Below are 22,465 nucleotides of genomic sequence, written 5' to 3'. Positions count from 1 at the left end.
TCCTGGCAGGGGAGCGGACGATGACCGGCAGCGTCACCCTAGGCCGTGTCCGACCTGGAATCCCGTCAGCTTTCTGCCTCTTCTTCGGGCTCCCCGGCCACCACCAGCCGCCGCAGATGTTCCACGACCACAGCTCGCGCCTCGTCCGGCAGGCCGGAGTCCGTCACGAGCGTGTCGATCTGCTCCAGCGAGGCGAACGAACTCAGCCCCACCTTGCCCCACTTGGTGTGGTCGGCGACCACCACGACCCGCCGGGCCGACTGCACGAGCCGCCGGTTCGTCTCCGCCTCCGCGAGGTTCGGCGTCGACAGGCCGGCCTCGACCGATATGCCGTGCACCCCGAGGAACAGCAGGTCGAAGTGGAGCGCCGCGATCGCCTGGTCGGCGACCGGCCCGACCAGTGAGTCGGACGGGGTGCGCACACCGCCGGTCAGCACGACCGTCGCCGCGCCCTGCCGCGGGCCCGAGGTGCGCTGCGCCGCGTGGAAGACGTCGGCCACCCGCACCGAGTTGGTGACCACCGTCAGGTCCGGCACGTCCAGCAGCTGCTGCGCCAGCGCGTACGTCGTCGTACCGCCGGACAGGGCGATCGCCGCGCCCGGTGCGACCAGCTTGGCCGCCGCCCGTGCGATGTCCTCCTTGGCGGTCAGCTCCAGCCCCGACTTCGCCTCGAAGCCCGGTTCGTGCGTACTCGCCTCGACCACCGGGACCGCGCCGCCGTGGACCTTCTCCAGCATGCCCTGGCGGGCGAGCGCGTCGAGGTCGCGGCGGACCGTCATGTCCGACACGCCGAGCTTGCGGGTCAGTTCGTTGACCCGGACACCGCCCCGGCGGCGGACCTCGTCGAGGATCAGGGATCGCCGCTGCTCCGCGAGGAGGTTCTGATTCTCGCTCACGTACGCTCCGGTCCTTTCGCCTCAATGCCGTCCGTCAGGCCCATCACACCTGCCCCAACCAGGACATTCTCCCCCGGCTCCGGTGCGCGGACGCCTCATCCTCGCATGTCGCGGAGCCGGCGGCGCCACCGACTGCTCGCCGCGCGCATGTCACCAGCGGCTCTCCGCACGGTCACGGATCGGGGAGATTCCGTGACAGCAGGTGTGCGGCGCCGCGGAAGTGGAGATCCTTGTGCCCGCACGGGCAGAGCCGACGGCGTGTCACGGGGGAAGTGCGAATCAGTGGAACGTGCGCAGGAACAGGCCTCGACCCGCGGGCCGGACCAGCCCGCCCCGCGGCCCGGTGAGACGGGGACCGCGCTGGAACTCCTGGTCCACGGCGTGGGCGGCACCACACCGCAGGAGATGCTCGACGATCCGCGCACGGTGCGGATCACCGGCGACGACATCGCGGCCGTCTTCCGGCGCGCCGACGACGTCGACGCGGAGGCCGGCCCCGACGACCGCCGCCGCGACCGGCCGGTGCCCGAGGCCTACGTCTGGTGCAACCTCACCTCCGGCAACGGCACCCGCGCCCTGTGGCTGTTGCTGCTGCCGTTCATGGTCGTCAACCTCGCCCACTGGATGCGCCCCAGCGCCCGGGGCCGCCGCCGCACCGTGCGCCTGTACGGCCTCCTGGTGCGGCTCACAGGGCTCACCCTGACGGTGCTGCTCGTCGCGGCGGCCTGCGAGGTCGCCCTCGACCTGGCGGCCTGGCAGTGCGCGGGCACGCGCGCGTGCGCCGACCGCCACTCCTGGCTGGGGTTCCTCTCGCCCACCGTCTCGGACGGCGGCTGGTGGAGCAGCCCCGGCCGCAGGCTCGCCCTGGCGTCCTTCGTCCCGACCGCCCTGACCGTCCTGCTGTGGTACCTGTCCCGGCGCACCTGGAGCGACTACGAGTCCCAGCAGCCGCCGGCCCGCGACCCCGAGCCCGACGCGGACGGCGACGGCCCGACCGCGCTGGGCCGGCCCGGCTTCTGGTACGGACGCCGGCTGGTGGCCCGGCTGCGCGCCGCGCACACCGCCGCCGGACTGGTCACGGTCGCCGCCGCGGTCGCCGGCGCCGCCGCCCGGCACGACCGGGAACCCGGCGGCCACGCCGTACTGAACATCCTGGGCCTGCTCCTTCAGGCGGCCCTCGCGGCCTGCACCGTCGCCGTGGTGTGGGTGGTGTGCCGCCGGGGCCGCAGCGAGAGACGCATCGACCGGGAGCTCGACGAGCGCTTCGTACGACGCCTGCCGCTCGCCGCCCTCGTCCTGCTCGCCCTCGCCCTGCTGTACGCGGGCTGGGAGCGCCCCGGCTGGGAGTCGGCCGGCCGGCTGCCGGGTGATGCCACCTTCGGCGGTCTCGCCCTGGCCCAGGGCCTGCTCGTGACCGTCCTCGCCGGCGTCGCGTACGCACTGCACCGCACCGACCCCGACCGGCGGGCCGTGCTGCGAGGGCTCGGCGGACCGGCCGTCGCGATGCTGGCCTGCGCCCTGGGCGGGGTGATGTCCGGCGGTGTGTCGCAGCGCGTGTCCGACTGGCTGGACGGCACCGGGACGTCGATCGACGGCCCGCCGGTCCTGCTGACCTGGCAGGCGTCCGTGATCCCGCCCCTGATCGTGGTGCTGCTGGTGCTCTTCGGCTGGCTGGCCCACCGCGCCTGGCAGCTCGCCCGCGCCGAACGGGAGGCGGTGGCCCGCGACTACCCGGACGAGGCCCAGGACCGCGCCCGCACCCGCCGTATCGCCTACACCCGCGCGATGGCCTCCCTCACCGACCGGGGGCCCCGCGTCGTCGCCGTCACCTCCGGCGTCACCCTGCTGCTCGGCACCGGAGCCCTCGTCGGCGCCCTGACCACCGACGAGACGCCGGGCGAGGCGGCACAGGGCACCTACCCCGTCGTCCACGGCGCCGCCGAGACCGCCCAGGCCCTCGGCTCCTGGCTGATCGGCCTCGGCTTCATACTGTTCGTCACGTGGGGCAGGCGCGCCTACAAGGACGCCGCCGCCCGCCGCACCATCGGCATCCTGTGGGACGTCGGCACCTTCTGGCCGCGCGCCGCCCACCCCTTCGCCCCGCCCTGCTACGCCGAGCGCGCGGTGCCCGACCTGACCTGGCGGATCGCGACCTGGACCCGCGCCACCGGCGGACGGCTGGTCATCTCGGGGCACTCGCAGGGCAGCGTGCTCGCCGCCGCCGCGGCCTGGCAGCTCTCCCCGTCCACCCGCAGCCGCGTCGCGCTGCTGACGTACGGCTCCCCGCTGGAGCGGCTCTACGGACGCTGGTTCCCGGCGCACTTCGGCCCCGCCGCGCTCAGCTCCCTGCACCGGGAGGTGGACTGCTGGCGCAATCTGTACCGGCTCACCGACCCCATCGGCGGCCCGGTGCGCCTGCCCGGCAACCACGACCTCGGGGTCGACCACGTGCCGCTGATGGACCCCCTCTCCTACGGCCGCACCGAGCTGCACCCGCTGCCGGCGCCGATCCTCGGCCACTCCGACTACCAGGCGGACCCGGTGTTCGCCGAGGAGCGCCGCAAGCTGCTGGCCCGGCTGCGGCCGGGCCTGCCGGCACCTCGTCACACGGCCGAGCAGCCCTGCCCGGATCCGGATGCGGATCCTCAGAGCAGCTCGGGCAGGTCCTCCGCGTAGAGCAGTGTCAGGTCGTCCGTGCTCGGCTCGGGGAGCTGGGCGACCCGGCTCGCGTGCCGCTCCACCATCGCCTCGAAGGTCTGCCGGGCGGTACGGCCGTTGCCGAACGCCGGGCCCTTCGGGATCTTTGCGAAGTACGTGCGCAGGGCCTGCGCCGCGCCCTCGGCCAGCCGGTACTCGTGCTCCTCGGCCTGCTGCTCCACGATCCGCAGCAGGTCCTCGGGACCGTAGTCGCTGAAGGTGATGGTCCGCGAGAACCGGGACGCCACCCCGGGGTTGACCGACAGGAAGCGCTCCATCTCGGCCGTGTAGCCCGCGACGATCACCACGACCGCGTCCCGGTGGTCCTCCATCAGCTTCACCAGCGTGTCGATGGCCTCCTTGCCGAAGTCGCGGCCCGCGTCCTCCGGGGACAGCGCGTACGCCTCGTCGATGAACAGCACACCGCCGCGGGCCTTCTCGAAGGCTTCCTGCGTGCGGATCGCGGTCGAGCCGATGTGCTCGCCCACCAGGTCGACCCGGGACACCTCGACCAGGTGGCCCTTCTCCAGCACACCGAGCGACGCGAGGATCTCGCCGTACAGCCGCGCGACCGTCGTCTTGCCCGTGCCGGGGGAGCCGGTGAAGACCAGGTGCCGTTTGACCGACGCCGCCTTCAGACCCGCCTGCTGCCGGCGCCGGCCCACCTCGATCATGTCGGTGAGGGCGCGCACCTCGCGCTTGACGCTCTCCAGGCCGACCAGCGCGTCCAGTTCACCGAGGACGTCCTTGGAGCTTCGGGCCGACTGCTCGGGCTCCGCGACCGGGGCCGGGGCCGGCGGCTCCGGTTCGGTGCGCTGCCCCGGGACCGCGCCCAGCAGACCGGGGGAGTGGCTCACCGTCTGCACGGCCGTCTCCCGCGCCGCCGGTGCCCGCAGCCCCGCGCTCTCGTCGCTGGTGCAGTCCTCGACCAGGGGGCCCGCCCCGGACGCCGCGTCCGCGCCGCTGTCCGCGAACTCGTAACCACCGCGCGCGCACCGTTCCGTGCGGCACTTCCGCAAGCTCGTACGGCTGCCGTCGATCACATGGAAGCCGTAGCCGCCGCTGCCCGTCACGCGGCAGTTCTGGAAGCTGCCGCGGCCACCGGCCGAGACGTACACCCCCGCCTCCGCGGGGGAGTCGATCGTGCAGCGCTCCACCGTGGGGTCGGCGCCCTTGGTGACGATGACACCGGTCTGGGTGCCGTCCAGCGTGCAGTTGCTGAGGGTGCCGCCGCTGCCGTGGTCACGGAACCAGGCGCCCGTCGCCGCGTCCCGGATCCGGCAGTCGTCGAGCTGCGCGGTCGCCCCGTCGCTCACCGACACGGCCGTGTTGCGCACCTGCGACAGGTCGCTGTCCACGACGTCGGCGCGCGAGCCGCGGTCGAGGACGAACAGGGCGTCCGGCACGTCGTGCACCCGGCACGAGTCGAGCACTGCCGTGGCGCCGTCGCTCACCCACACCGCCGGGTAGTCGCCCGTGCTGTCGAAGATCTCGCACTGGTTGGCGTCCACGCGCGTGCCCGGGTCCCACACCGACAGGCCGTTGCGCCCGAACTGCCGCACCGTCGTGCGGGTCAGCGTGAGGACGGAGCGGGAACGCAGGTCGACCGCGTTCTCCGGGATGTCGTGGATACGGCAGTCGGCGAGGGTCAGCACCGCGTCCGTGTCGAGCGTGACTCCGTCGGCCGTCGTGCGGTGCACATCGCAGTCGGTGAGGTGCGCCGTGGCCCGGCCGGTGATCTGCACACCGCTGCCCCGTACCTCGTAGATCTCGCAGCCCACCGCCTCCAGCGCCGAGTTCTCCCCGGTCGCCGACAGACCCGAGCCCGAGGTGTGGTGCACCCGGCAGCGCTCCAGACGGGGGTGGGCACCGCCGCGCACCGCCACCCCCGCCTGGCCGGCCGCGACGACCTCGCACTCCTCGAACACCCCGCCCGCACCGTCGAGTACGGCGATGCCGATGCCCGCCGGGTTGTCGACCGCGCAGCGCCGGACGGTGGGCCGGGCGCTGCCGCGCACCTCGATCCCGGCCGCCGACCGGGTGACCACCCGTATGTTGCTCAGCTCCGGCGTGCCCTCCTCCACCAGCACGGCGGGGGCCGCCGCGTCCTGACCCTCCACGTGCAGGTCCTGGACCACCGCCGAGGCGCGCACGGTCAGCGGCACGCCGTCCACCGGTGCGATCCGCACCGAGCCGGGGGAGCCCTCGGGGCCACGCAGCGTCACCGCGCGCTGCACGACGAGGTTCTCCCGGTAGGTGCCGGGGGCGACCGTGAGGACGTCTCCGTCGGCCGCGGCCTCCAGGGCAGCGGCGAGCGATGCGTACTCACCCGTGCGGCGCCGCCACCGCGACGTGCCGGTGTGCGTCACCTGGACCGTGCCCTGTGCCATGGTGTAGCTGTGCCCCCACCTCGGTCGTACTGATGGCTCGTTCGCCTTCGGGACGCTCCCGCCGGTGTCGGGACCGCGACCGTGCCGGGCCCCAGGGGCCTGCGCGCGCACGCGGCATCGAGACCGGCGCGCCCTTCCTGCTCGCTCGCGCGCGGGTTGTGCCGAACGGTTCGGCCGGACCACCGTAGCGTGCGCGCGGGTGGTGGGTTGACCAGAGCCGGAAGGCTGTCAGCTGCCGGTGCCCGTCCTGCCCCAGTCCGGGCCCGCCTTGTCCCATGCCTGGTCCCAACGGGCGTACCGGCGGCGGACCATGCGCCAGACGATCAGCCGTCTGCCGCCCTCTATGAGACCTCCGGCCGCCAGGGCCGCGCCGAAACCGGCGAGGACCGCGTGCGTCGACGCCGTCGCGGAGTCGAGGGGACGGGCCACCATCCGGCCGTGCCGGTCGGTCCATATCCGGAACTCGTCGCCCTGCTGCGGGTCCTTGAGGCTCGCCAGCACCGAGCCGTGGCGCGCGGTGCCGTCCGGTGCCGTCCAGTCGGCGAGGACGCGGGTGCGCAGATCCCGGCCCGTGGACGTCTCCGGGTCGGCGTCCAGCGGGGAGCGGTCGAGCTTGCGGACCACTGTGGCCGTCACCAGGTGCCGCGCTTGGTGCTGCTCGCGGACGGAGCGCTGAAGGGCGTCCTGGGCGGCGCCCCCGACGAGGGAACCGGCCACCGGGGCGGCCAGCAGGATCAGCACCAGGGCCGCCAGCGCCACCCAGGCCTCGGCCAGATCGGTGGCGCGGCACAGCGGGTTGCGCCGCCAGCGCCAGAGTCCGCTGATCGCTCGCACCGCCTGCACCCCCTTCCGCTCCGTGATAACCCCCGGCGGAGCCGTCCACGCGCCGACCGGGCGAAGAGAGAGCGAAATCACCTCTCACCGGCGACTCTCATGAACTTCTCACACAAGCCCAACGCCTGGGCGTCTGGGGCGGTTCCCGCTCGGGGGCGGTTCCCGCTCGGGGGCGGCGATGGCCGCCCCCGGCTACTCGAGGACGGTGACCGGATCGCCGACCCGGATCGTGCCCCGGGACAGGGGCACCAGGTTCTGCCCGAAGACCAGCTTGCCGTCGAGCCGCCGATGCCGTCCCAGGCTGTACAGGGGCTCCCGGCCGCGCTCGCCCGTGCCCTGGTCGGTGGTGGTCACCACGCACCGGCCGCAGGTCTTGGCGACGCGGAAGGACACCTCCCCGATGGCGAGACGCGACCAGTCGTCCTCGGCCCAGGCGGTGGTGCCCGCCACGACCACGCTCGGCCGGAAACGGTTCATGGGCAGCGGGCCCTCGTCCGCGTGGTCACCTTGCGCGACAAGGGCGTTGAGGGCGTCGAGGGAGGCCGTGGTGGTGAGCAGCAGCGGAAAGCCGTCGGCGAAGGAGACGGTCTCGCCGGGACGCGCGTACTCCGGGTCGACGGGCCGGCGCGTGGCCGGGTCGTCCATGTACGCGACGCGCACGCCGATGCCGAGATAGGCGCTGCACCAGGCGTGCGCGGCCTCGTCCTCGGCGGGGACCGCGTCGACCTTGTCGCGGAAGATCTCCACCGGCACCGTGCCCGACGACTGTGGGACGCTCACCGTCAGGGGCTCCATGCCGGGTGCGGACAGCCGGACGCCGCCGTCCGGCAGAAGCTCGGCGGCGGCCAGTGCGAGGCGCGGCTCCCGACGCTGCGTGAGGACCTTTCCCCCGTCGTCGATCAGCACCCAGCGCCGGTCTCCGGCCAGCCCCCAGGGCTCCACGGCGGCCTCCCGGGGCGCGAGGCCCCGGACCGCTTTGACCGGATGGACGTGGATCGAGTGCAGATGTGCGTTCCCCATGGGGCCATCGTGCCAGCCGGCACCGACAGCCCCCGGGCGGGCGGATCAGTAGCCGCGGTACTGCTGGTTGTTGTACGGGTCCTGATAGGGAGCCTGGGCGGGCCGGGGAGCCGCGGGGCGCATCGCCTCGTAGCCCGCGGGTGCCGCCGGGCGCGGCTGCTGCGGCTGGGGGCCGGGGTAACCGCGCGGTGCGGTGGCCTGCTGCGGGATGTACGCCGCGGGCGCCTGCTGGAGCGGGGCGGGTTGCTGTGCCTGCGGATAACCGTAGGCGGGCTGCGACGGGGCTGCCGGAAGAGCGGGCAGCGCCGACGGGAGGGCGGGCAGGCTGCCGCCCGGCGTGTCGTACTGAGCGGGGACCCGGATCGGGGCGATCTGCGGGGTGCCCCGCTCGGCGACGAGCTTGTCGTAGATCGGGGTGTCCGGGAAGGAGGCGGAGTAGTAGCCGCCGCCATAGGTGGAGCGGGGGGAGGTCATGGCACATAAGTTAAGCCCACGATGTGCTGATTGGGGAGACCGATAAGAGGGTTGTTTTCCGTGTCCGCAGTGACCCGGTATCCCCAATGCGAGCGAACGTGGCAAAAAGGGGCGTCGAACAAGGCTCCGATCGTGTAAAGGCCGAGTTCCGGGCGGGTTACCAGGAGTTGGCCACCGGTCTGCCGGTGGCGGTGCATGGGAGTTCGCCGCGGGGAGGAATAGGTTGTGCGGACGGAACTCGACGGACGGCCGGGATGGCCCTGGCGCGGTGACACGCAAATGGGGGCGGACATGCAAATGTTGAAAGGTTCAAATACTCCGGTGCCCACCTCGGCGCTGCGCGTGGAATTGGGCTGGCGGGCCGGCCCGGGGGTGCCCGACGCCGACGCCTCAGCTTTGCTGCTGGTAAGCGGAAAGGTCCGCTCGGACGCGGACTTCGTCTTCTACAACCAGCCCGCGCACTCCTCCGGCGCGATCCGGCACGAGGGCAAGCGGACCGCCGAGGGCCGGGTGACCGACACGCTCCTCGTCGACCTCACGCGCGTGGAGCCCGAGATCGAGACGATCGTCCTCGCTGCCTCGTCCGACGGCGGTGCGTTCGGGCAGGTCCCGGGGCTGTACATCGAGGTCCAGGACATCACGCGGGGAACGCCGGTCGCCCGTTTCGACAACCCGGGCGCCACCACCGAAACCGCTTTCGTACTGGGCGAGTTCTACCGCCGCCAGGGCGCCTGGAAGTTCCGCGCCGTCGGCCAGGGCTACAGCAGCGGACTCGAAGGACTGGCCACGGACTACGGCATCACGGTCGACGAACCTCAGCAGGCGGCCCCGACAGCGACACCGACTCCGGCTCCCGTGCCGCCCGTGGCCGCGCCCTCGGCGTACACGCCCCCGCCGCCCACCCGGCCGGCGGCCCCGCCTCCGCCGGCCGCGCCCCCGGCGGCCCCGCCCGCACCCGTCCGTCTCACCAAGGTGACGCTCACCAAGGCCGCCCCCTCCGTGTCGCTCACCAAGCAGGGCGGCACCTCCGGCGCCCTGCACGTGAACCTCAACTGGCAGGTGCGCAAGCAGTTCTCGGGCTGGAGCAGCAAGTTCGGCCGCCCGGCCGCGATGCACTCCGACCTCGACCTCGACCTGTGCGCGCTGTACGAACTCACCGACGGCAGCAAGGGCGTCGTACAGGCCCTCGGCAACGCCTTCGGGGCGCTGCACCAGCCCCCGTACATCCACCTCGACGGCGACGACCGCACCGGCGCCGTGTCGACCGGCGAGAACCTCACCGTCAATCTCGACCACAAGAACGCCTTCCGGCGCATCCTCGTCTTCGTCACCATCTACGAAGGCGCCCGCTCGTTCGCCGACCTGAACGCCACCGTCACCCTCCAGCCGCAGCACGGCGCCCCCGTCGAGTTCTTCCTCGACGAGTGCACCGTCCCCTCGCCGGTGTGTGCGCTCGCCCTCATCACCAACACGGGCACCGACCTCGTCGTACAGCGCGAGGCGCGCTACCTCGTGCCCGAGCGCGGGGTGAGCCCGCAGCGGACCGTCGACTACGCCTACGGGTGGGGCATGAACTGGACCCCCGGCAGGAAGTGACTCACCCCGGCGGCCGTGACCGCGGCCGTCAGCCCTCCTCGGGCACGGCGTCCGGACGGGCGTAGGTGCGGCCCTTCCAGGCCGCGCCGCGTCCCCGGTAGTGCTGCACCGCCGAGTCGGCCGTCATGAGGAGATAGAGGAACGCGGTGAACGGCAGCAGGGGAGCGAGCCACAGCGGCTGCCGGTAGTAGCGCAGCATCGGGACGTACGTCCCCGTCATCACGAGCCAGGCCGACGCTCCGGTGACCGCTGCCGCCGCGTTCCCCGTCGCCAGCCCGGCCATGAGCGCCACGGGCGGCACCAGATACACCAGCGCCAGCCCGGCGACCGTCCCGGCCAGCAGCAGAGGGTTGTGCCGCAGCTGGGCATAGGCGCTGCGCGACACCATCCGCCACAGGTCGCCCAGCCGCGGATACGGCCGGACGCTGTCCACCCGGTCGGCCAGCCCCAGCCAGACACGGCCGCCGCTGCCCTTCACCGCCCGCGCGAGGGCCACGTCGTCGATCACGGCGTGCCGGATCGCGTCCGGGATCCGCGCCCGTCCGGCGGCCTCCGCCCGCAGCAGGACGCAGCCACCGGCCGCGGCCGCCGTCCGGGTCCCCTCCTTGCCGATCCGGCGGAAGGGGTAGAGCTGCGCGAAGAAATAGACGAAGGCCGGCACGACGAGCCGCTCCCACGCGCTCTCCACGCGCAGCCGGGCCATCTGCGAGACGACGTCGAACCCACCCGCACCGGCCGCCGCCACCAGCTCCCGCAGGCTGTCCGGCGCGTGCGCGATGTCGGCGTCCGTCAGCAACAGGTACTCGGGGTCACGCGCGCGTGCCAGGCCGATGCCGTGCCGCACCGCCCACAGCTTGCCGGTCCAGCCGCTGGGCGGCTCGCCCGGCGAGCCCACCGTCAGGGGCAGCCCGCCGTGCCGGCGCGCCAGTTCACGCGCCAGGTCACCGGTGCCGTCCGTACTGCCGTCGTCGACGAGGAAGATCTCCGCCCGCCCCGGATAGTCCTGCCCGAGCAGCGACGGCAGCGCGTCGGGCAGCACCGCCGCCTCGTCGCGGGCCGGGACGACGACGCACACGGACGGCCAGGCGTCCGGTTCCCGGCGCGACGGCAGTCGCACATCCGTGCGCCAGAAGAAGCCCTGACAGAGCAGCAGCCACAGCCAGGCGAGAAGCGATCCAGCGGCAGTCCACACAATGGCGCTCACGCGCGCAGTCTGCCCCACCGGAACGGCCCGGGACCGCTCATCGTCTATCGTGATCGGGTGAAGATCGCGCTCATGGACTCCGGAATCGGTCTGCTGGCGGCCACCGCCGCGGTGCGGCGGCTGCGCCCCGACGCCGATCTCGTACTCTCCCTGGACCCCGACGGCATGCCGTGGGGCCCGCGGACCTCGCAAGACCTGACCGAGCGCGCCCTGGCCGTCGCCGAGGCGGCAGCCGCGCGCCGCCCCGACGCCCTGATCGTCGGCTGCAACACCGCGACCGTGCACGCGCTCACCGCCCTGCGCGCCCGCCTCGAGCCGGGACTTCCGGTCATCGGTACCGTCCCGGCGATCAAGCCGGCCGCGGCCGGCGGCGGACACCTCGCCATCTGGGCCACCCCGGCCACGACCGGCAGCACGTACCAGCGGACCCTGATCCGGGACTTCGCCGACGGGGTCCCCGTCACCGAGGTGCCCTGCTGGGGCCTCGCCGAGGCCGTCGAACGCGCGGACGAGGCCGCGATCGACGCCGCCGTGTCCGCGGCCGCCGCACTGACCCCCGACACGGTGACCACCGTCGTCCTGGGCTGCACTCACTATGAGCTGGTCGCCGAGCGCATCCGGGCCGCCGTCCAGCGCCCGGGCCGGCCGCCCCTCGTCCTGCACGGCTCCGCGGGCGCCGTGGCCGCGCAGGCCCTGCGCCGACTCGGTGAGCAGCCCGCGCCGGGGGCCGCGCCCCACGGCACCCTGACCGTCCTGCTGAGCGGACGCGAGGGTGCGCTGCCCGCACCCGCCCTGGCCTACGCCGAAGGGCGGCTGCTGCAGGCGGTCACACCGGCCGGCTGACCACCGCCCGGCCGGCGCAGTAACGCTCCGCCACGAGGTACCAGCGGAGCGAAACCTGAGTAACCTCATAGGCATGAGGGACCACCTCCACGGCGAGCACGCTCCCCACGCGCACACCGACGTCTGGACCGGCCGGGCCACCAACCGCGTCCAGTGGCTGCTTGCGCTCATCGGCGCCGCCTGCATGGCGCTGGGCATCGAACTGGCCGTCGACTCGGCCTGGACGTCCGGCATCGCCCCGCTGGCCATGGCCGTGGTCGGCTGCATCGCCGCCGGGCTGCTGGTCCTGTTCGGAACACTCGCCTTCGTGCACGTCGCCCTGCGGGTCGACGAGGAGCACCTCGAAGTGCGCTGCGGCCACATCGGACTGCCCCGTCGCCGTATCCCGCTCTCCCAGGTGGCGGGCGCCACGTACATCTCGCACGTCACTCCCCGCCACTGGGGCGGCTGGGGCTATCGATGGCGGCCGGAGAAGGGCACCGCGGTGGTCGTGCGGCGGGGTGAGGGCGTCGTGCTGGAGCTGTGGGACGGACACACCTTCACGATCACCGTGGACGACGCGGAGGCGGCCGTACAGGTGATCAAGGCGCGGCTGGGGCGGACCAAGCCGGGCGCCCCCGCGCACTGAGCAGGCGTCCGGTCACCACGCCGGGGTGCGTCCGGCGCCCTGGGAACGTGCTTCCGGTGTGCGGCTCGAGAGGTCGTCGGTGAGCGGCCGTGCCGTGGCCATGCCCGCCAGCAGGCCCGCACCCACCGACACCGCGGTGAAGCTGAGCGCGTTGCCGAACGCGGCGATGACCGCGAGCGCCGTCAGGGCCGCGCCCGCGGTGAGCGCCACCGGAGTCGGGCGCGGGCTGCGCCACAGCGCGTACAGCACCCAGCCGAACGCCGCCGCCAGCAGGGCCACACCCACCATTCCCTGTTCGGCCGCCTGCTGGAGGGATGCCGAATGGGGCTTGCCGTCGGACAGCAGTGACTGCGCGGACGTCGCGCCCAGCTCCCCGAAGCGCCCCGGGCCGAGGCCCAGGGCGGTGTCGTCGCGCAGCAGATGCCAGGCGTCCTGCCAGAGCCGCACGCGGTGCGGTGTCAGCCGCTCTTCGAGGGCGGCCATCAGCCCACCCGGTACGGCCCGCGCCGCGACCGCCCACGTCAGACCGGTCACCAGGACGGCGACCGCGCCCAGTGCCGCGAGGCCCGCGCCGCGGCGACGGGTGCGGCCGGCGGCCAGCGAGCACAACAGCACCGCGACACAGGCGACGCATCCGGTGCCCGAGCCGAGCACGGCCGCCAGCACCGCGGCACCGGCGGCCTGCAGCCGCAGGGCGAACCGCACGGCCGGAACGCGAGCGGCCCAGGCCGCGCAGCACGCGGCACCGGCCGACAGCGTCAGCACGGCAGCCGTCGCCCCGGCATGCCCCAGAGGTGTGGTGATCTGCGGCCCCGGCGCGAGGTGCGGAATTGCCACGGTCAGCCCGAGACCGGCCAGGGATCCGGCGCCGGGTGCGCCGACCGGCAGCAACGCCCCGCCGATCCGCCCGGCGGCGTACCCGGCCGCCACGGCCAGCACCGCGAGCAGCACGCCCTCCGGGCGGCCGTCGTGCAGCGCAGCCGTGACCAGGGACCAGCCGGCGCAGGCTCCCAGCACCACGACGCCGGCCCCGTCCACGACGATTCGTCTCTCACCGTCCGTGTCCTGCCCGGACGCGGACGTCAGCCCACTGGATCCCACCCCGCCCCGCCCCCCGTGCCACGTCGCCCCCGACCTGTGAAGACCCCGGCCGCGCGGGCCGCCACCGGCCGCACGACTGAGGTTTCGGCACACCGTAGCCGCTGGTGGACGGTTTGTGGATGTGTCGTGACGAAATGAGAAGGAACGTTGCGGCAGATACCCGGTGACGCTGTGACCGCCGCCGCCTCGTGGACCGCGCTGTCGGTGTCAAGGTCGCTCGCCTTACACTCCGGGAGTGACCGTCACCGCAACCTCCGTCGGCGAGTCGGACCAGCTGGAGCCGCAGATCGCGCCTGAGGCGCGGACCTGGGCCCGGCGGCTCATACGCCTCCTCCCGGCCGCCGCAGCCGCGCTCTCCGGCCTGCTCCTCTACGTCAGCTTCCCGCCCCGCACCCTGTGGTGGCTGGCCCTGCCGGCCTTCGCGATCTTCGGCTGGGTGCTGCGCGGCCGCGGTTGGAAGGCGGGGTTCGGCCTCGGCTACCTCTTCGGCCTCGGCTTCCTGCTGCCGCTGCTGGTGTGGACCGGAGTGGAGGTCGGACCGGGCCCCTGGCTCGCCCTCGTGGCGATCGAGGCGATCTTCGTCGCGCTGGTCGGTGCCGGTGTCGCCGCCGTGTCGAAGCTGCCCGGATGGCCGGTGTGGGCGGCCGCTGTGTGGATCGCCGGTGAGGCGGCACGCGCGCGCGTGCCGTTCGAGGGCTTCCCCTGGGGAAAGATCGCGTTCGGGCAGGCGGACGGTGTGTTCCTGCCGCTCGCCGCGGTGGGCGGCACCCCGGTGCTCGGCTTCGCGGTGGTCCTGTGCGGCTTCGGACTGTACGAGGTCGTCCGCCTGGCCGTGGTGTGGCGGCGCACCGGAACCGTGCGCCGGGCCGCGGCGGCCATGGGCCTGGTGAGCCTGGCCGTGCCGGTCGTGGCGGCCGTGGCGGCCCGCCCGCTGGTCAGCGACAAGGCCGAGGACGGCAGCGTGACCGTCGCGGCGATCCAGGGCAACGTGCCGCGGGCGGGGCTGGAGTTCAACGCCCAGCGGCGGGCCGTGCTCGACAACCACGCGCGCGAGACGGAACGCCTGGCCGCGAAGGTCAAGGCCGGCAAGGTCGCACGGCCCGACTTCGTGCTGTGGCCGGAGAACTCCTCCGACGTCGATCCGTTCGCCAACCCCGACGCCCGCGCCGTGATCGACACGGCGGCCAAGGCCGTCGGCGTGCCCATCTCGGTCGGCGGCGTCGTGGAGCGGGACGGCAAGCTCTACAACGAACAGATCCTGTGGGACCCGGCGAAGGGCCCCGTCGACACCTACGACAAGCGGCAGATCCAGCCGTTCGGCGAGTACCTCCCCCTGCGCGGGCTCGTCGGGGCGATCAACAAGGACTGGACGGAGATGGCCCGCCAGGACTTCAGCCGGGGCACCAAGCCGGGTGTGTTCACCATGGACGGCGCCAAGGTCGGCCTCGTCACCTGCTACGAGGCCGCCTTCGACTGGACCGTGCGCTCCGAGGTCACCGACGGCGCCCAGATGATCTCCGTGCCGAGCAACAACGCCACCTTCGACCGCAGCGAGATGACCTACCAGCAGCTCGCCATGTCCCGCGTCCGCGCGGTCGAGCACAGCCGGACCGTGGTGGTGCCGGTGACCAGCGGTGTCAGCGCCTTCATCATGCCCGACGGCAGGATCACGCAGAAGACCGGCATGTTCGTCCCCGACTCACTGGTGCAGAAGGTGCCGCTGCGCTCCTCGCAGACGCCCGCCACCCAGCTCGGCGTCCTGCCGGAGATCGCCCTCGTGCTGGTCGCGGCCGGCGGACTGGGCTGGGCCGTCGGCGCCGGTCTGCGCGGGCGACGTGCCGGTGACGTGTAGCCGTACGCCGGTCGCACACGTCCTGAAACCCGCCGGGGCGCCGCAACTCGCCGATTAGGGTCGGGCCATGGCTACTCCCGACTTCATCCGCACCCTCCGCGCCTCGGCCGGTCACCAGTTGCTCTGGCTTCCCGGTGTCACCGCCCTCGTCTTCGACGACGAGGGCAGAGTGCTGCTCAACCGCCGGGCCGACACGCGCAAGTGGTCCGTGATCGGGGGCATCCCGGACCCGGGGGAGCAGCCCGCGGCCTGCGCCGTGCGGGAGGTCCACGAGGAGACGGCCGTGCACTGTGTCGCCGAACGGGTCGTCCTCGTCCAGGCCCTGGATCCCGTCACCTACGACAACGGCGACATCTGCCAGTACATGGACATCACCATCCGCTGCCGGGCCGTCGACGGCGAGGCACAGGTCAACGACGACGAGTCGCTGGACGTGGGCTGGTTCGACATCGACGCCCTGCCCGAGCTGAACGAGTTCGGGCTGTTCCGGATCAAGCAGGCCCTGTCGGACGCCCCCACATGGTTCGACCCCACTGCATCCAGCTGAACTGTAGGGCGTGACCACATGGGGCGCGGCAGTCGTGCTGCCTAGGGTCGAGGCATGACCGCGACCCCTCTCCTTCCGGCACTCCACGCCTTGCCGCTCGACCTCGGCGGCCGCACCGCGCTCGTCACCGGCGCCGCCGGCGGCATCGGCCGCGCCTGCGCGCTGCGGCTCGCGGCCGCCGGGGCGAAGGTCAGAGCGGTCGACCGGGACGCCGCGGGACTGGAGGCGCTCGCCGGCCAGGGCCGCGACCTCGCGGGCACCGTCGAACCGTACGTCCTCGACCTCACCGACCTGGACGCCGCCGAACTCGCCGCCGCGGGCACCGACGTCCTCGTCAACAACGCCGGGCTCCAGCTCGTACGCCCCATCGAGGAGTTCCCGCCCGATGTCTTCCACACGGTGCTCACCGTGATGCTGGAGGCACCCTTCCGGCTCATCCGCGGCGCCCTGCCCCACATGTACGGACAGGGCTGGGGCCGCATCGTGAACGTGTCGTCCGTCCATGGGCTGCGCGCCTCGGCCTACAAGTCGGCCTATGTGGCCGCCAAACACGGGCTGGAGGGACTCTCCAAAACCACCGCCCTCGAAGGCGCGTCCCACGGTGTCACCTCGAACTGTGTGAACCCCGCCTATGTGCGCACCCCACTGGTCGAGAAACAGCTCGCCGACCAGGCCCGGGCGCACGGCATCCCCGAGGAGCGTGTCCTGTCCGAGGTGCTGCTCCAGGACAGTGCCGTCAAGCGGCTCATCGAGCCGGAGGAGGTCGCCGAGGCCGTGGCGTATCTGTGCGGTCCGCAGGCGTCCTTCGTGACCGGTACCTCACTCCTGCTCGACGGCGGCTGGACCGCCCACTGAGCCTGTGGCCTCGTCGGTCCGGAGTTGTCCACAGGGCTGACGGGACGGCCCGGTCATGGTGAATCCTGTGAGCATGCCCAGCGATCACGTGCAGCCGGCCGAGCGCTCCGCCGGCCTCGCCCCACCGCCACCGGCCGCCGCGGAGACGCCGTATCTCGAGCTCCTGGCCCGCGGCGCGTCCGCCGACGCCTACGAGCAGCCGGTGCTGCTCGCCCGCGCCGAAGGGCGCCCGGCGGAGTGGATCGCCGCACTGCAGCAGGCCAAGCCGCTCGCCCTGCGCGTGCGCGAGGAACTGGAGGGGCGACGCCGCCGCGAGGCCGAGCTGTCCGCGCTGTTCGAGACCGCCCACGACCTGGCCGGGCTGCGCGATCTGGACGCCGTACTCCAGGCGATCGTGCAGCGCGCCCGCTCGCTGCTGGGCACCGACGTCGCCTACCTCAGCCTGAACGACCCGGCGCGGGGCGACACCTACATGCGGGTCACCGAGGGCTCGGTCGCGGCCCGGTTCCAGCAGCTGCGGCTCGGCATGGGGGAGGGGCTCGGCGGCCTGGTCGCACAGACCGCACGCCCTTATGTCACCGACGACTACTTCAAGGACGACCGGTTCCAGCACACCCTCACCATCGACGCCGGCGTGCGGGACGAGGGGCTCGTGGCCATCCTCGGTGTGCCGCTCACGCTCGGGCACCACGTCATCGGTGTGCTGTTCGCCGCGGACCGCCGCGCCCGGGTCTTCGAGCGGGAGCAGATCGCCCTGCTCGGCTCCTTCGCCGCCCTCGCCGCGGCCGCCATCGACACCGCCAACCTGCTCGCCGAGACCAGGTCGGCCCTCGCCGGTCTGGAGCGGGCCAACGAGATCATCCAGGACCGCAGCGGCGTCATCGAACGCGCCTCCGACGTGCACGACCGGCTCGCCGAGCTCGTCCTGCGCGGCGGCGGGGTCCACGACGTGGCCGCCGCCGTCTCCGAAGTCCTCGACGGCACGGTCGAGTTCACCGAAGCCGCCGCGGCCCCTGGGCAGGCCCTGGAGGCGTCCCGTGCCGAGGGCCACGCGGTGCGGCACGAGGACGACTGGATCGCGGCCGTCGCCGCCGGCGGCGAACTGCTCGGCGCGCTCGTGCTGCGTGGCCACCCGGGGCTCGACCCCGTCGACCAGCGCACCCTGGAGCGCGCCGCCATGGTCACCTCCCTGCTGCTCCTGGCCCGCCGGTCCGCCGCCGAGGCCGAACAACGCGTCCGCGGCGAGCTCCTGGACGACCTGCTCGACGCCCGCGACCGCGACCCGCGCCTGCTGCGGGAGCGCGCGGCCCGCCTGCACGCCGACCTCGACGCGGTCCATGTCGTGCTGGCCGCGCGTCTGGAGGGCGACGCGCCCGACGCCGGCCAGGAGGCGGACGCCCGCAGACGCCTCGCCGCCGCCGCGTCCCACCTCGCCGCGACCCGGCAGGGCCTGGCCGCCGCGCGCGACGGCGGCACCGTCCTGCTGCTGCCCCTCGGACCCGGCGGCACCGCCACCGAACTGGCCCGCCGCGCCGCCCGGCACCTGGGCACAGCGGTCCACGCACCGGTCACCGTCGGCGCCTCCGCACCCGCCGGCGACCTCGCCACCCGCCCCGACGCCGTGGCCACGGCCTACGCCGAGGCCCGGCGCTGCCTCGACGCCCTGCGGCTCCTCGGCCGCTGCGGGGACGGAGCAGCCGCCGAGGACTTCGGCTTCCTGGGGCTGCTCCTGGCCGGCGACCGCGACATCCCCGGCTTCGTCGACCGCACCATCGGCCAGGTCGTCGCGTACGACCGGCGACGCGGCACCGAACTGCTGCGCACCCTCGACGCGTACTTCGCCTGCGGCATGAGCCCGGCCCGCACCAAGGACGAACTGCACGTCCATGTGAACACGGTCGCCCAGCGCCTGGAACGCGTCGGCCGCCTCCTCGGTGACGACTGGCAGAGCCCGGCCCGCGCCCTGGAGATCCAACTCGCCCTGCGGCTGCACCGGTTGTCGGCGCCGGCACAGCACTGACCCCCGCGGACGGGCCCCCGCGGGCGGGGACGCACGCACGGGGGCCGGTGCCGGGACTTCTCAGGGGGTCCGGGCGTCCGCCGCCGGTACCGTGGCTCGGTCCGTGCCGGCGGGAGGTGCGACGTCGGACAGATCCCGGTGGCGGGTCTCCTTGGCCGCCGCCACGGCGACGACCGTGAGTACGGAGGCGGCGATGACGTACAGGGCGATCGGCGTGGAGCTGCCGTAGTCGGACAGCAGCGCGGTGGCGATCAGCGGCGCGGGCGCACCCGCCGCGACCGAGGCGAACTGGGCGCCGATCGACGCGCCGGAGTAGCGCATCCGCGTCGCGAACATCTCGGAGAAGAACGCGGCCTGGGGCGCGTACATCGCCCCGTGCAGGACCAGCCCCACCGTGACGGCGAGGAGCAGGCTGCCGAAGCCGCCGGTATCGATCAGCGAGAAGAACGGGAACATCCACAGCCCGACCCCGACCGCACCCATCAGATACACCGGGCGGCGGCCTATCCGGTCGGAGAGCGCGCCCCACGCCGGGATGGCGGCGAAGTGCACGGCCGAGGCGATCAGTACGGCGTTGAGCGCGGTCTGCTTGGAGACGCCGGCCGAGGTGGTGGCGTAGACGAGGATGAACGCCGTGATGACGTAGTAGCTGATGTTCTCCGCCATGCGCGCCCCCATCGCGACCAGCACGTCACGCCAGTGATGCCGCAGCACGGCGACCAGCGGCAGCTTCTCGGCCTCCGCGGCCCGGTCCGCCTTGCGCGCCTCGGCCTGGGCCAACGCCTGCTTGAAGACGGGCGATTCATCGACAGACAGACGAATCCACAGACCGACGATCACCAGCACTCCGGAGAGCAGGAACGGGATCCGCCAGCCCCAGCTGCCGAACGCGGCGTCCGACAGCACGGCGGTCAGCACGGACAGCACACCCGTCGCGAGGAGTTGTCCCGCCGGTGCGCCCGTCTGCGGCCACGAGGCCCAGAACCCACGCCGCCGCGCGTCCCCGTGCTCCGACACCAGCAGCACGGCACCGCCCCACTCGCCGCCGAGCGCGAACCCCTGGACCAGCCGGAGCACGGTGAGCAGGACCGGCGCGGCCGTCCCGATGGTGGCGTGCGTGGGCAGCAGCCCGATCGCGAAAGTGGCCCCGCCCATCAGCAGCAGACTCAGCACCAGCAGCTTCTTGCGCCCCAGCCGGTCACCGTAGTGCCCGAACACCAGCGCACCGAGAGGCCGGGCTGCGAACCCCACCGCGTATGTCAGGAACGACAGCAGCGTGCCGACGAGCGGGTCGGAGTCGGGGAAGAACAGCTTGTTGAACACGAGCGCGGCGGCGGAGCCGTACAGGAAGAAGTCGTACCACTCGATGGTGGTGCCGATGAGGCTGGCAGCGACGATGCGTTTGAGGCTGGCGGAGGGTGGGGGAGCGGTGGTTGCGGAGGCCATGTGCGCCACTTCCTCGTGTGCGGTGGGGACGGGTACGTGTCGGCACACGGTAGAAACTTGCAGGTCAGGCGCACATGTGGTGGGGCAACATAGTTCGGGGGTTGGCTATGCCCGTGGCCACCATGCCGGCTCGCGGTCCCCGCGGCCCTGCTGGCGCGGGCGGCCCAGATGCCCTGGGTGGTCTCTTCCGAGTCGTGCGGGCGATCAGCCGCAAGCGGCCCACTGCGTCGTCCCGGGCCGGCAGGAGCGTGGTCGGCGAGGCCGGCGAGCCGGTGACGCCGCCGATCACCCCTTCTGTCGTGGTGTGGGAGCAGGGAGAACCGGTATGTGACGCACGGATCGTCGTCTCGGTGCATCGGGAGAATCTGTCATGGGCATGTATTCGGGCGTTTGATCCCTCCCCCACGAGGAGTGAGCGCGTGATGAGCGCCCCCACCACGGCACCCATCCCCACCCCCACGGCCCCCGGCGGACTGCCGCTGATCGGGCACGGACTCCGCCTCGTCCGCGACCCCCTGCCGTTCATCACCTCGCTGCGTGAATACGGCAGGGTCGTGCGCATACGCATCGGCCCCACACCCGCCTACGTGGTCACGGACCCCGCACTGACCCGCCATGTCCTGGTGACCGACGCCGCCCACTTCCCCAAGGGCGGCAGGTACTACGACGCGCTGCGGGTCTTCCTCGGTGATGGAGTCGCGACCGTCGCCGACGGCGACACTCATCTGCGCAACCGACGTCTGATGCAGCCCATGTTCAGCAGGGCGCATATCGCCGAGCGCGGCAACGCCATGATCGATCAGGTGCGGACCATGGTCGGCGCCTGGCCCGCGGCCGAGCCGCGCGACATGTTCGCCGGCATGAACGAGATCACCCTGGCTACGTTCCTCGTCGCCGTGTTCGGCGCGGACCTGCCCGCACACCTGGAGGGCGAGTTCACCGCCCTCATGCCCGAGATCATGAAAGGAACGATTCGGCAGGTCATCCTTCCGCCCTGGATCACGCGGCTACCGCTGCCCGCCAACCGCGCGCACGCCGACCGTGTCGCCCGCCTGCGCGCCCTCATCGACCAGGCCATCGACCATCACATCGACGTCACCGCGCCCGGATCCGCTTCGGCGGACGGTGCGTCCGGCGCCGAGGCATGCCCGCATGCGTCCGAGGCGCGCCGGGAGCAGAAGGGTCTGTTCGAGACCCTGCTCGGTGTCGAGGACCAACTCGGCCGCCGGCAACTCCAGGACGAGGCCATCACCCTCCTGGCCGGCGCGATCGAGACCACCGGCACCACACTCGCCTGGGCGCTGTACGAGATCGCCGGCAATCCCGCCGTCGAACGACGTCTTCGCGAGGAACTGGCCTCGGTGTGCGAGGACCGGCCGCTGCGCTACGACGACATCGACCAACTCCCGTACGCCCGACGGGTTCTGCAGGAGGCCATCAGAAAATACGGACCGTCCTGGATGGTGACGCGGACCGCCGCCCGGGACATCGTCCTCGGCGGACATCTCATACCCGAGGGCGCCGATGTCGTGTGGAGTCCCTATCTGCACCAGCACGACTCATCCTGTTTCCCCGACCCGGACACCTTCGATCCGGACCGTTGGGAGGCAGACCGCGTCGCGGCCACCCGAGGGTCCTTTCTCGCCTTCGGCGACGGCCGCCGCAAGTGCATCGGAGAGAACTTCGCGTGGGTTGAGCTGCACATCATCCTCGCGACCGTCCTCCAGATCTGGCCCCGGTTCAAGGTGACCTCCCGTCCACCGCGTGCCCAGGCCGTCATCACGGTAAAACCCGACGCCTTGGCCATGGAGTTCCATTCGGACTCGGCCGGCTGACGGGTCGGTCGAGCAACCCGCATGCGCGGGGCGGCCCTCCCTGTGCCAACGCCGGGCAGCGGCCGTTGACCTGCGTGCCCCGGGATCCGCCGCGCGAGTCATCCCGACGAAGGCGGACGCGGCCCGCAACTCGTCGCCGCGATGTCCCGGCGCTGGGGCGTCCGCTACCTCCGCGACGGCAAACGCGTCTGGGCGGAGCAGGACCTGCCGCACCTCAGGCTACGGGG

Annotated in this window: 17 protein-coding genes; 9 read left to right on the top strand and 8 right to left on the bottom strand. The window is 72.9% G+C overall.

Annotation, left to right across the window (positions count from 1 at the left end):
* Positions 1-65: 65 nt before the first annotated feature.
* Entirely contained in the window at positions 66-896 is an 831-nt protein-coding gene (locus AC07F0_RS20575; protein ID WP_478980731.1) for a DeoR/GlpR family DNA-binding transcription regulator, read from the bottom strand.
* A 282-nt stretch (positions 897-1,178) separates the two neighbouring features.
* Between AC07F0_RS20575 and AC07F0_RS20570 the strand changes: the two genes are divergently transcribed.
* Complete coding sequence (locus AC07F0_RS20570) at positions 1,179-3,572, top strand: hypothetical protein (RefSeq protein ID WP_478980729.1); 2,394 nt, start codon at positions 1,179-1,181, stop codon at positions 3,570-3,572.
* Here the strand turns inward: AC07F0_RS20570 and AC07F0_RS20565 are convergent.
* From AC07F0_RS20565 to AC07F0_RS20550, 4 genes are all read right to left on the bottom strand, one after another.
* Positions 3,542-5,983 carry a right-handed parallel beta-helix repeat-containing protein gene (locus tag AC07F0_RS20565; protein WP_478980728.1) on the bottom strand — a complete coding sequence of 814 codons (2,442 nt, stop codon included), beginning with the start codon at positions 5,981-5,983 and terminating at the stop codon, positions 3,542-3,544. The genes AC07F0_RS20570 and AC07F0_RS20565 overlap by 31 nt on opposite strands.
* Positions 5,984-6,211: 228 nt before the next feature.
* Complete coding sequence (locus tag AC07F0_RS20560) at positions 6,212-6,817, bottom strand: Rv1733c family protein (RefSeq protein ID WP_356929378.1); 606 nt, start codon at positions 6,815-6,817, stop codon at positions 6,212-6,214.
* Between the two features lie 192 nt (positions 6,818-7,009).
* The gene (locus AC07F0_RS20555) at positions 7,010-7,837 is read right to left on the bottom strand and encodes an MOSC domain-containing protein (RefSeq protein ID WP_478980726.1); all 828 of its coding nucleotides are present in this window, start codon (positions 7,835-7,837) and stop codon (positions 7,010-7,012) included.
* 45 nt (positions 7,838-7,882) lie between these two features.
* A complete protein-coding gene (locus tag AC07F0_RS20550; RefSeq protein WP_356929377.1) occupies positions 7,883-8,311 on the bottom strand; it encodes a DUF6643 family protein in 429 nt (142 codons plus the stop codon).
* A gap of 297 nt (positions 8,312-8,608) precedes the next feature.
* Here AC07F0_RS20550 and AC07F0_RS20545 point away from each other — a divergent pair, with 297 nt between their 5' ends.
* A complete protein-coding gene (locus tag AC07F0_RS20545; RefSeq protein ID WP_478981021.1) occupies positions 8,609-9,907 on the top strand; it encodes a TerD family protein in 1,299 nt (432 codons plus the stop codon).
* Between the two features lie 28 nt (positions 9,908-9,935).
* Here the strand turns inward: AC07F0_RS20545 and AC07F0_RS20540 are convergent, their stop codons facing one another.
* The gene (locus AC07F0_RS20540; RefSeq protein ID WP_478980724.1) at positions 9,936-11,129 is read right to left on the bottom strand and encodes a glycosyltransferase; all 1,194 of its coding nucleotides are present in this window, start codon (positions 11,127-11,129) and stop codon (positions 9,936-9,938) included.
* Between the two features lie 39 nt (positions 11,130-11,168).
* On the opposite strand from AC07F0_RS20540, the gene AC07F0_RS20535 reads away from it, so the two are divergent.
* Positions 11,169-11,954 carry a glutamate racemase gene (locus tag AC07F0_RS20535; protein ID WP_478980722.1) on the top strand — a complete coding sequence of 262 codons (786 nt, stop codon included), beginning with the start codon at positions 11,169-11,171 and terminating at the stop codon, positions 11,952-11,954.
* A 73-nt stretch (positions 11,955-12,027) separates the two neighbouring features.
* A complete protein-coding gene (locus AC07F0_RS20530) occupies positions 12,028-12,582 on the top strand; it encodes a hypothetical protein (RefSeq protein ID WP_436728331.1) in 555 nt (184 codons plus the stop codon).
* Between the two features lie 12 nt (positions 12,583-12,594).
* On the opposite strand, the gene AC07F0_RS20525 is transcribed toward AC07F0_RS20530, so the two are convergent.
* Positions 12,595-13,620, bottom strand: coding sequence for an O-antigen ligase family protein (locus AC07F0_RS20525; protein ID WP_478981019.1), 1,026 nt, complete (start codon positions 13,618-13,620; stop codon positions 12,595-12,597).
* A gap of 298 nt (positions 13,621-13,918) precedes the next feature.
* On the opposite strand from AC07F0_RS20525, the gene lnt reads away from it, so the two are divergent.
* The 4 genes from lnt (at position 13,919) to AC07F0_RS20505 (ending at position 18,957) form a co-directional block, all read left to right on the top strand.
* Positions 13,919-15,535 carry an apolipoprotein N-acyltransferase gene (lnt, locus tag AC07F0_RS20520; RefSeq protein ID WP_478980720.1) on the top strand — a complete coding sequence of 539 codons (1,617 nt, stop codon included), beginning with the start codon at positions 13,919-13,921 and terminating at the stop codon, positions 15,533-15,535.
* Between the two features lie 67 nt (positions 15,536-15,602).
* The gene (locus AC07F0_RS20515; protein ID WP_478980718.1) at positions 15,603-16,082 is read left to right on the top strand and encodes an NUDIX hydrolase; all 480 of its coding nucleotides are present in this window, start codon (positions 15,603-15,605) and stop codon (positions 16,080-16,082) included.
* 54 nt (positions 16,083-16,136) lie between these two features.
* Positions 16,137-16,937, top strand: coding sequence for a 3-hydroxybutyrate dehydrogenase (locus AC07F0_RS20510; RefSeq protein WP_478980716.1), 801 nt, complete (start codon positions 16,137-16,139; stop codon positions 16,935-16,937).
* A 73-nt stretch (positions 16,938-17,010) separates the two neighbouring features.
* Positions 17,011-18,957: a helix-turn-helix domain-containing protein gene (locus AC07F0_RS20505; protein WP_478980714.1), complete on the top strand. Its 1,947-nt coding sequence runs from the start codon at positions 17,011-17,013 to the stop codon at positions 18,955-18,957.
* A 60-nt stretch (positions 18,958-19,017) separates the two neighbouring features.
* Here AC07F0_RS20505 and AC07F0_RS20500 read toward each other — a convergent pair whose 3' ends face one another.
* Positions 19,018-20,403 carry an MFS transporter gene (locus AC07F0_RS20500; RefSeq protein WP_478980712.1) on the bottom strand — a complete coding sequence of 462 codons (1,386 nt, stop codon included), beginning with the start codon at positions 20,401-20,403 and terminating at the stop codon, positions 19,018-19,020.
* Between the two features lie 194 nt (positions 20,404-20,597).
* On the opposite strand from AC07F0_RS20500, the gene AC07F0_RS20495 reads away from it, so the two are divergent.
* The gene (locus AC07F0_RS20495; protein WP_478980710.1) at positions 20,598-22,238 is read left to right on the top strand and encodes a cytochrome P450; all 1,641 of its coding nucleotides are present in this window, start codon (positions 20,598-20,600) and stop codon (positions 22,236-22,238) included.
* The last annotated feature ends 227 nt before the right edge of the window (positions 22,239-22,465 follow it).

It is taken from the genome of Streptomyces sp. NPDC045955, assembly GCF_056430805.1.
This window is presented reverse-complemented; position numbering and strand designations above follow the sequence as displayed.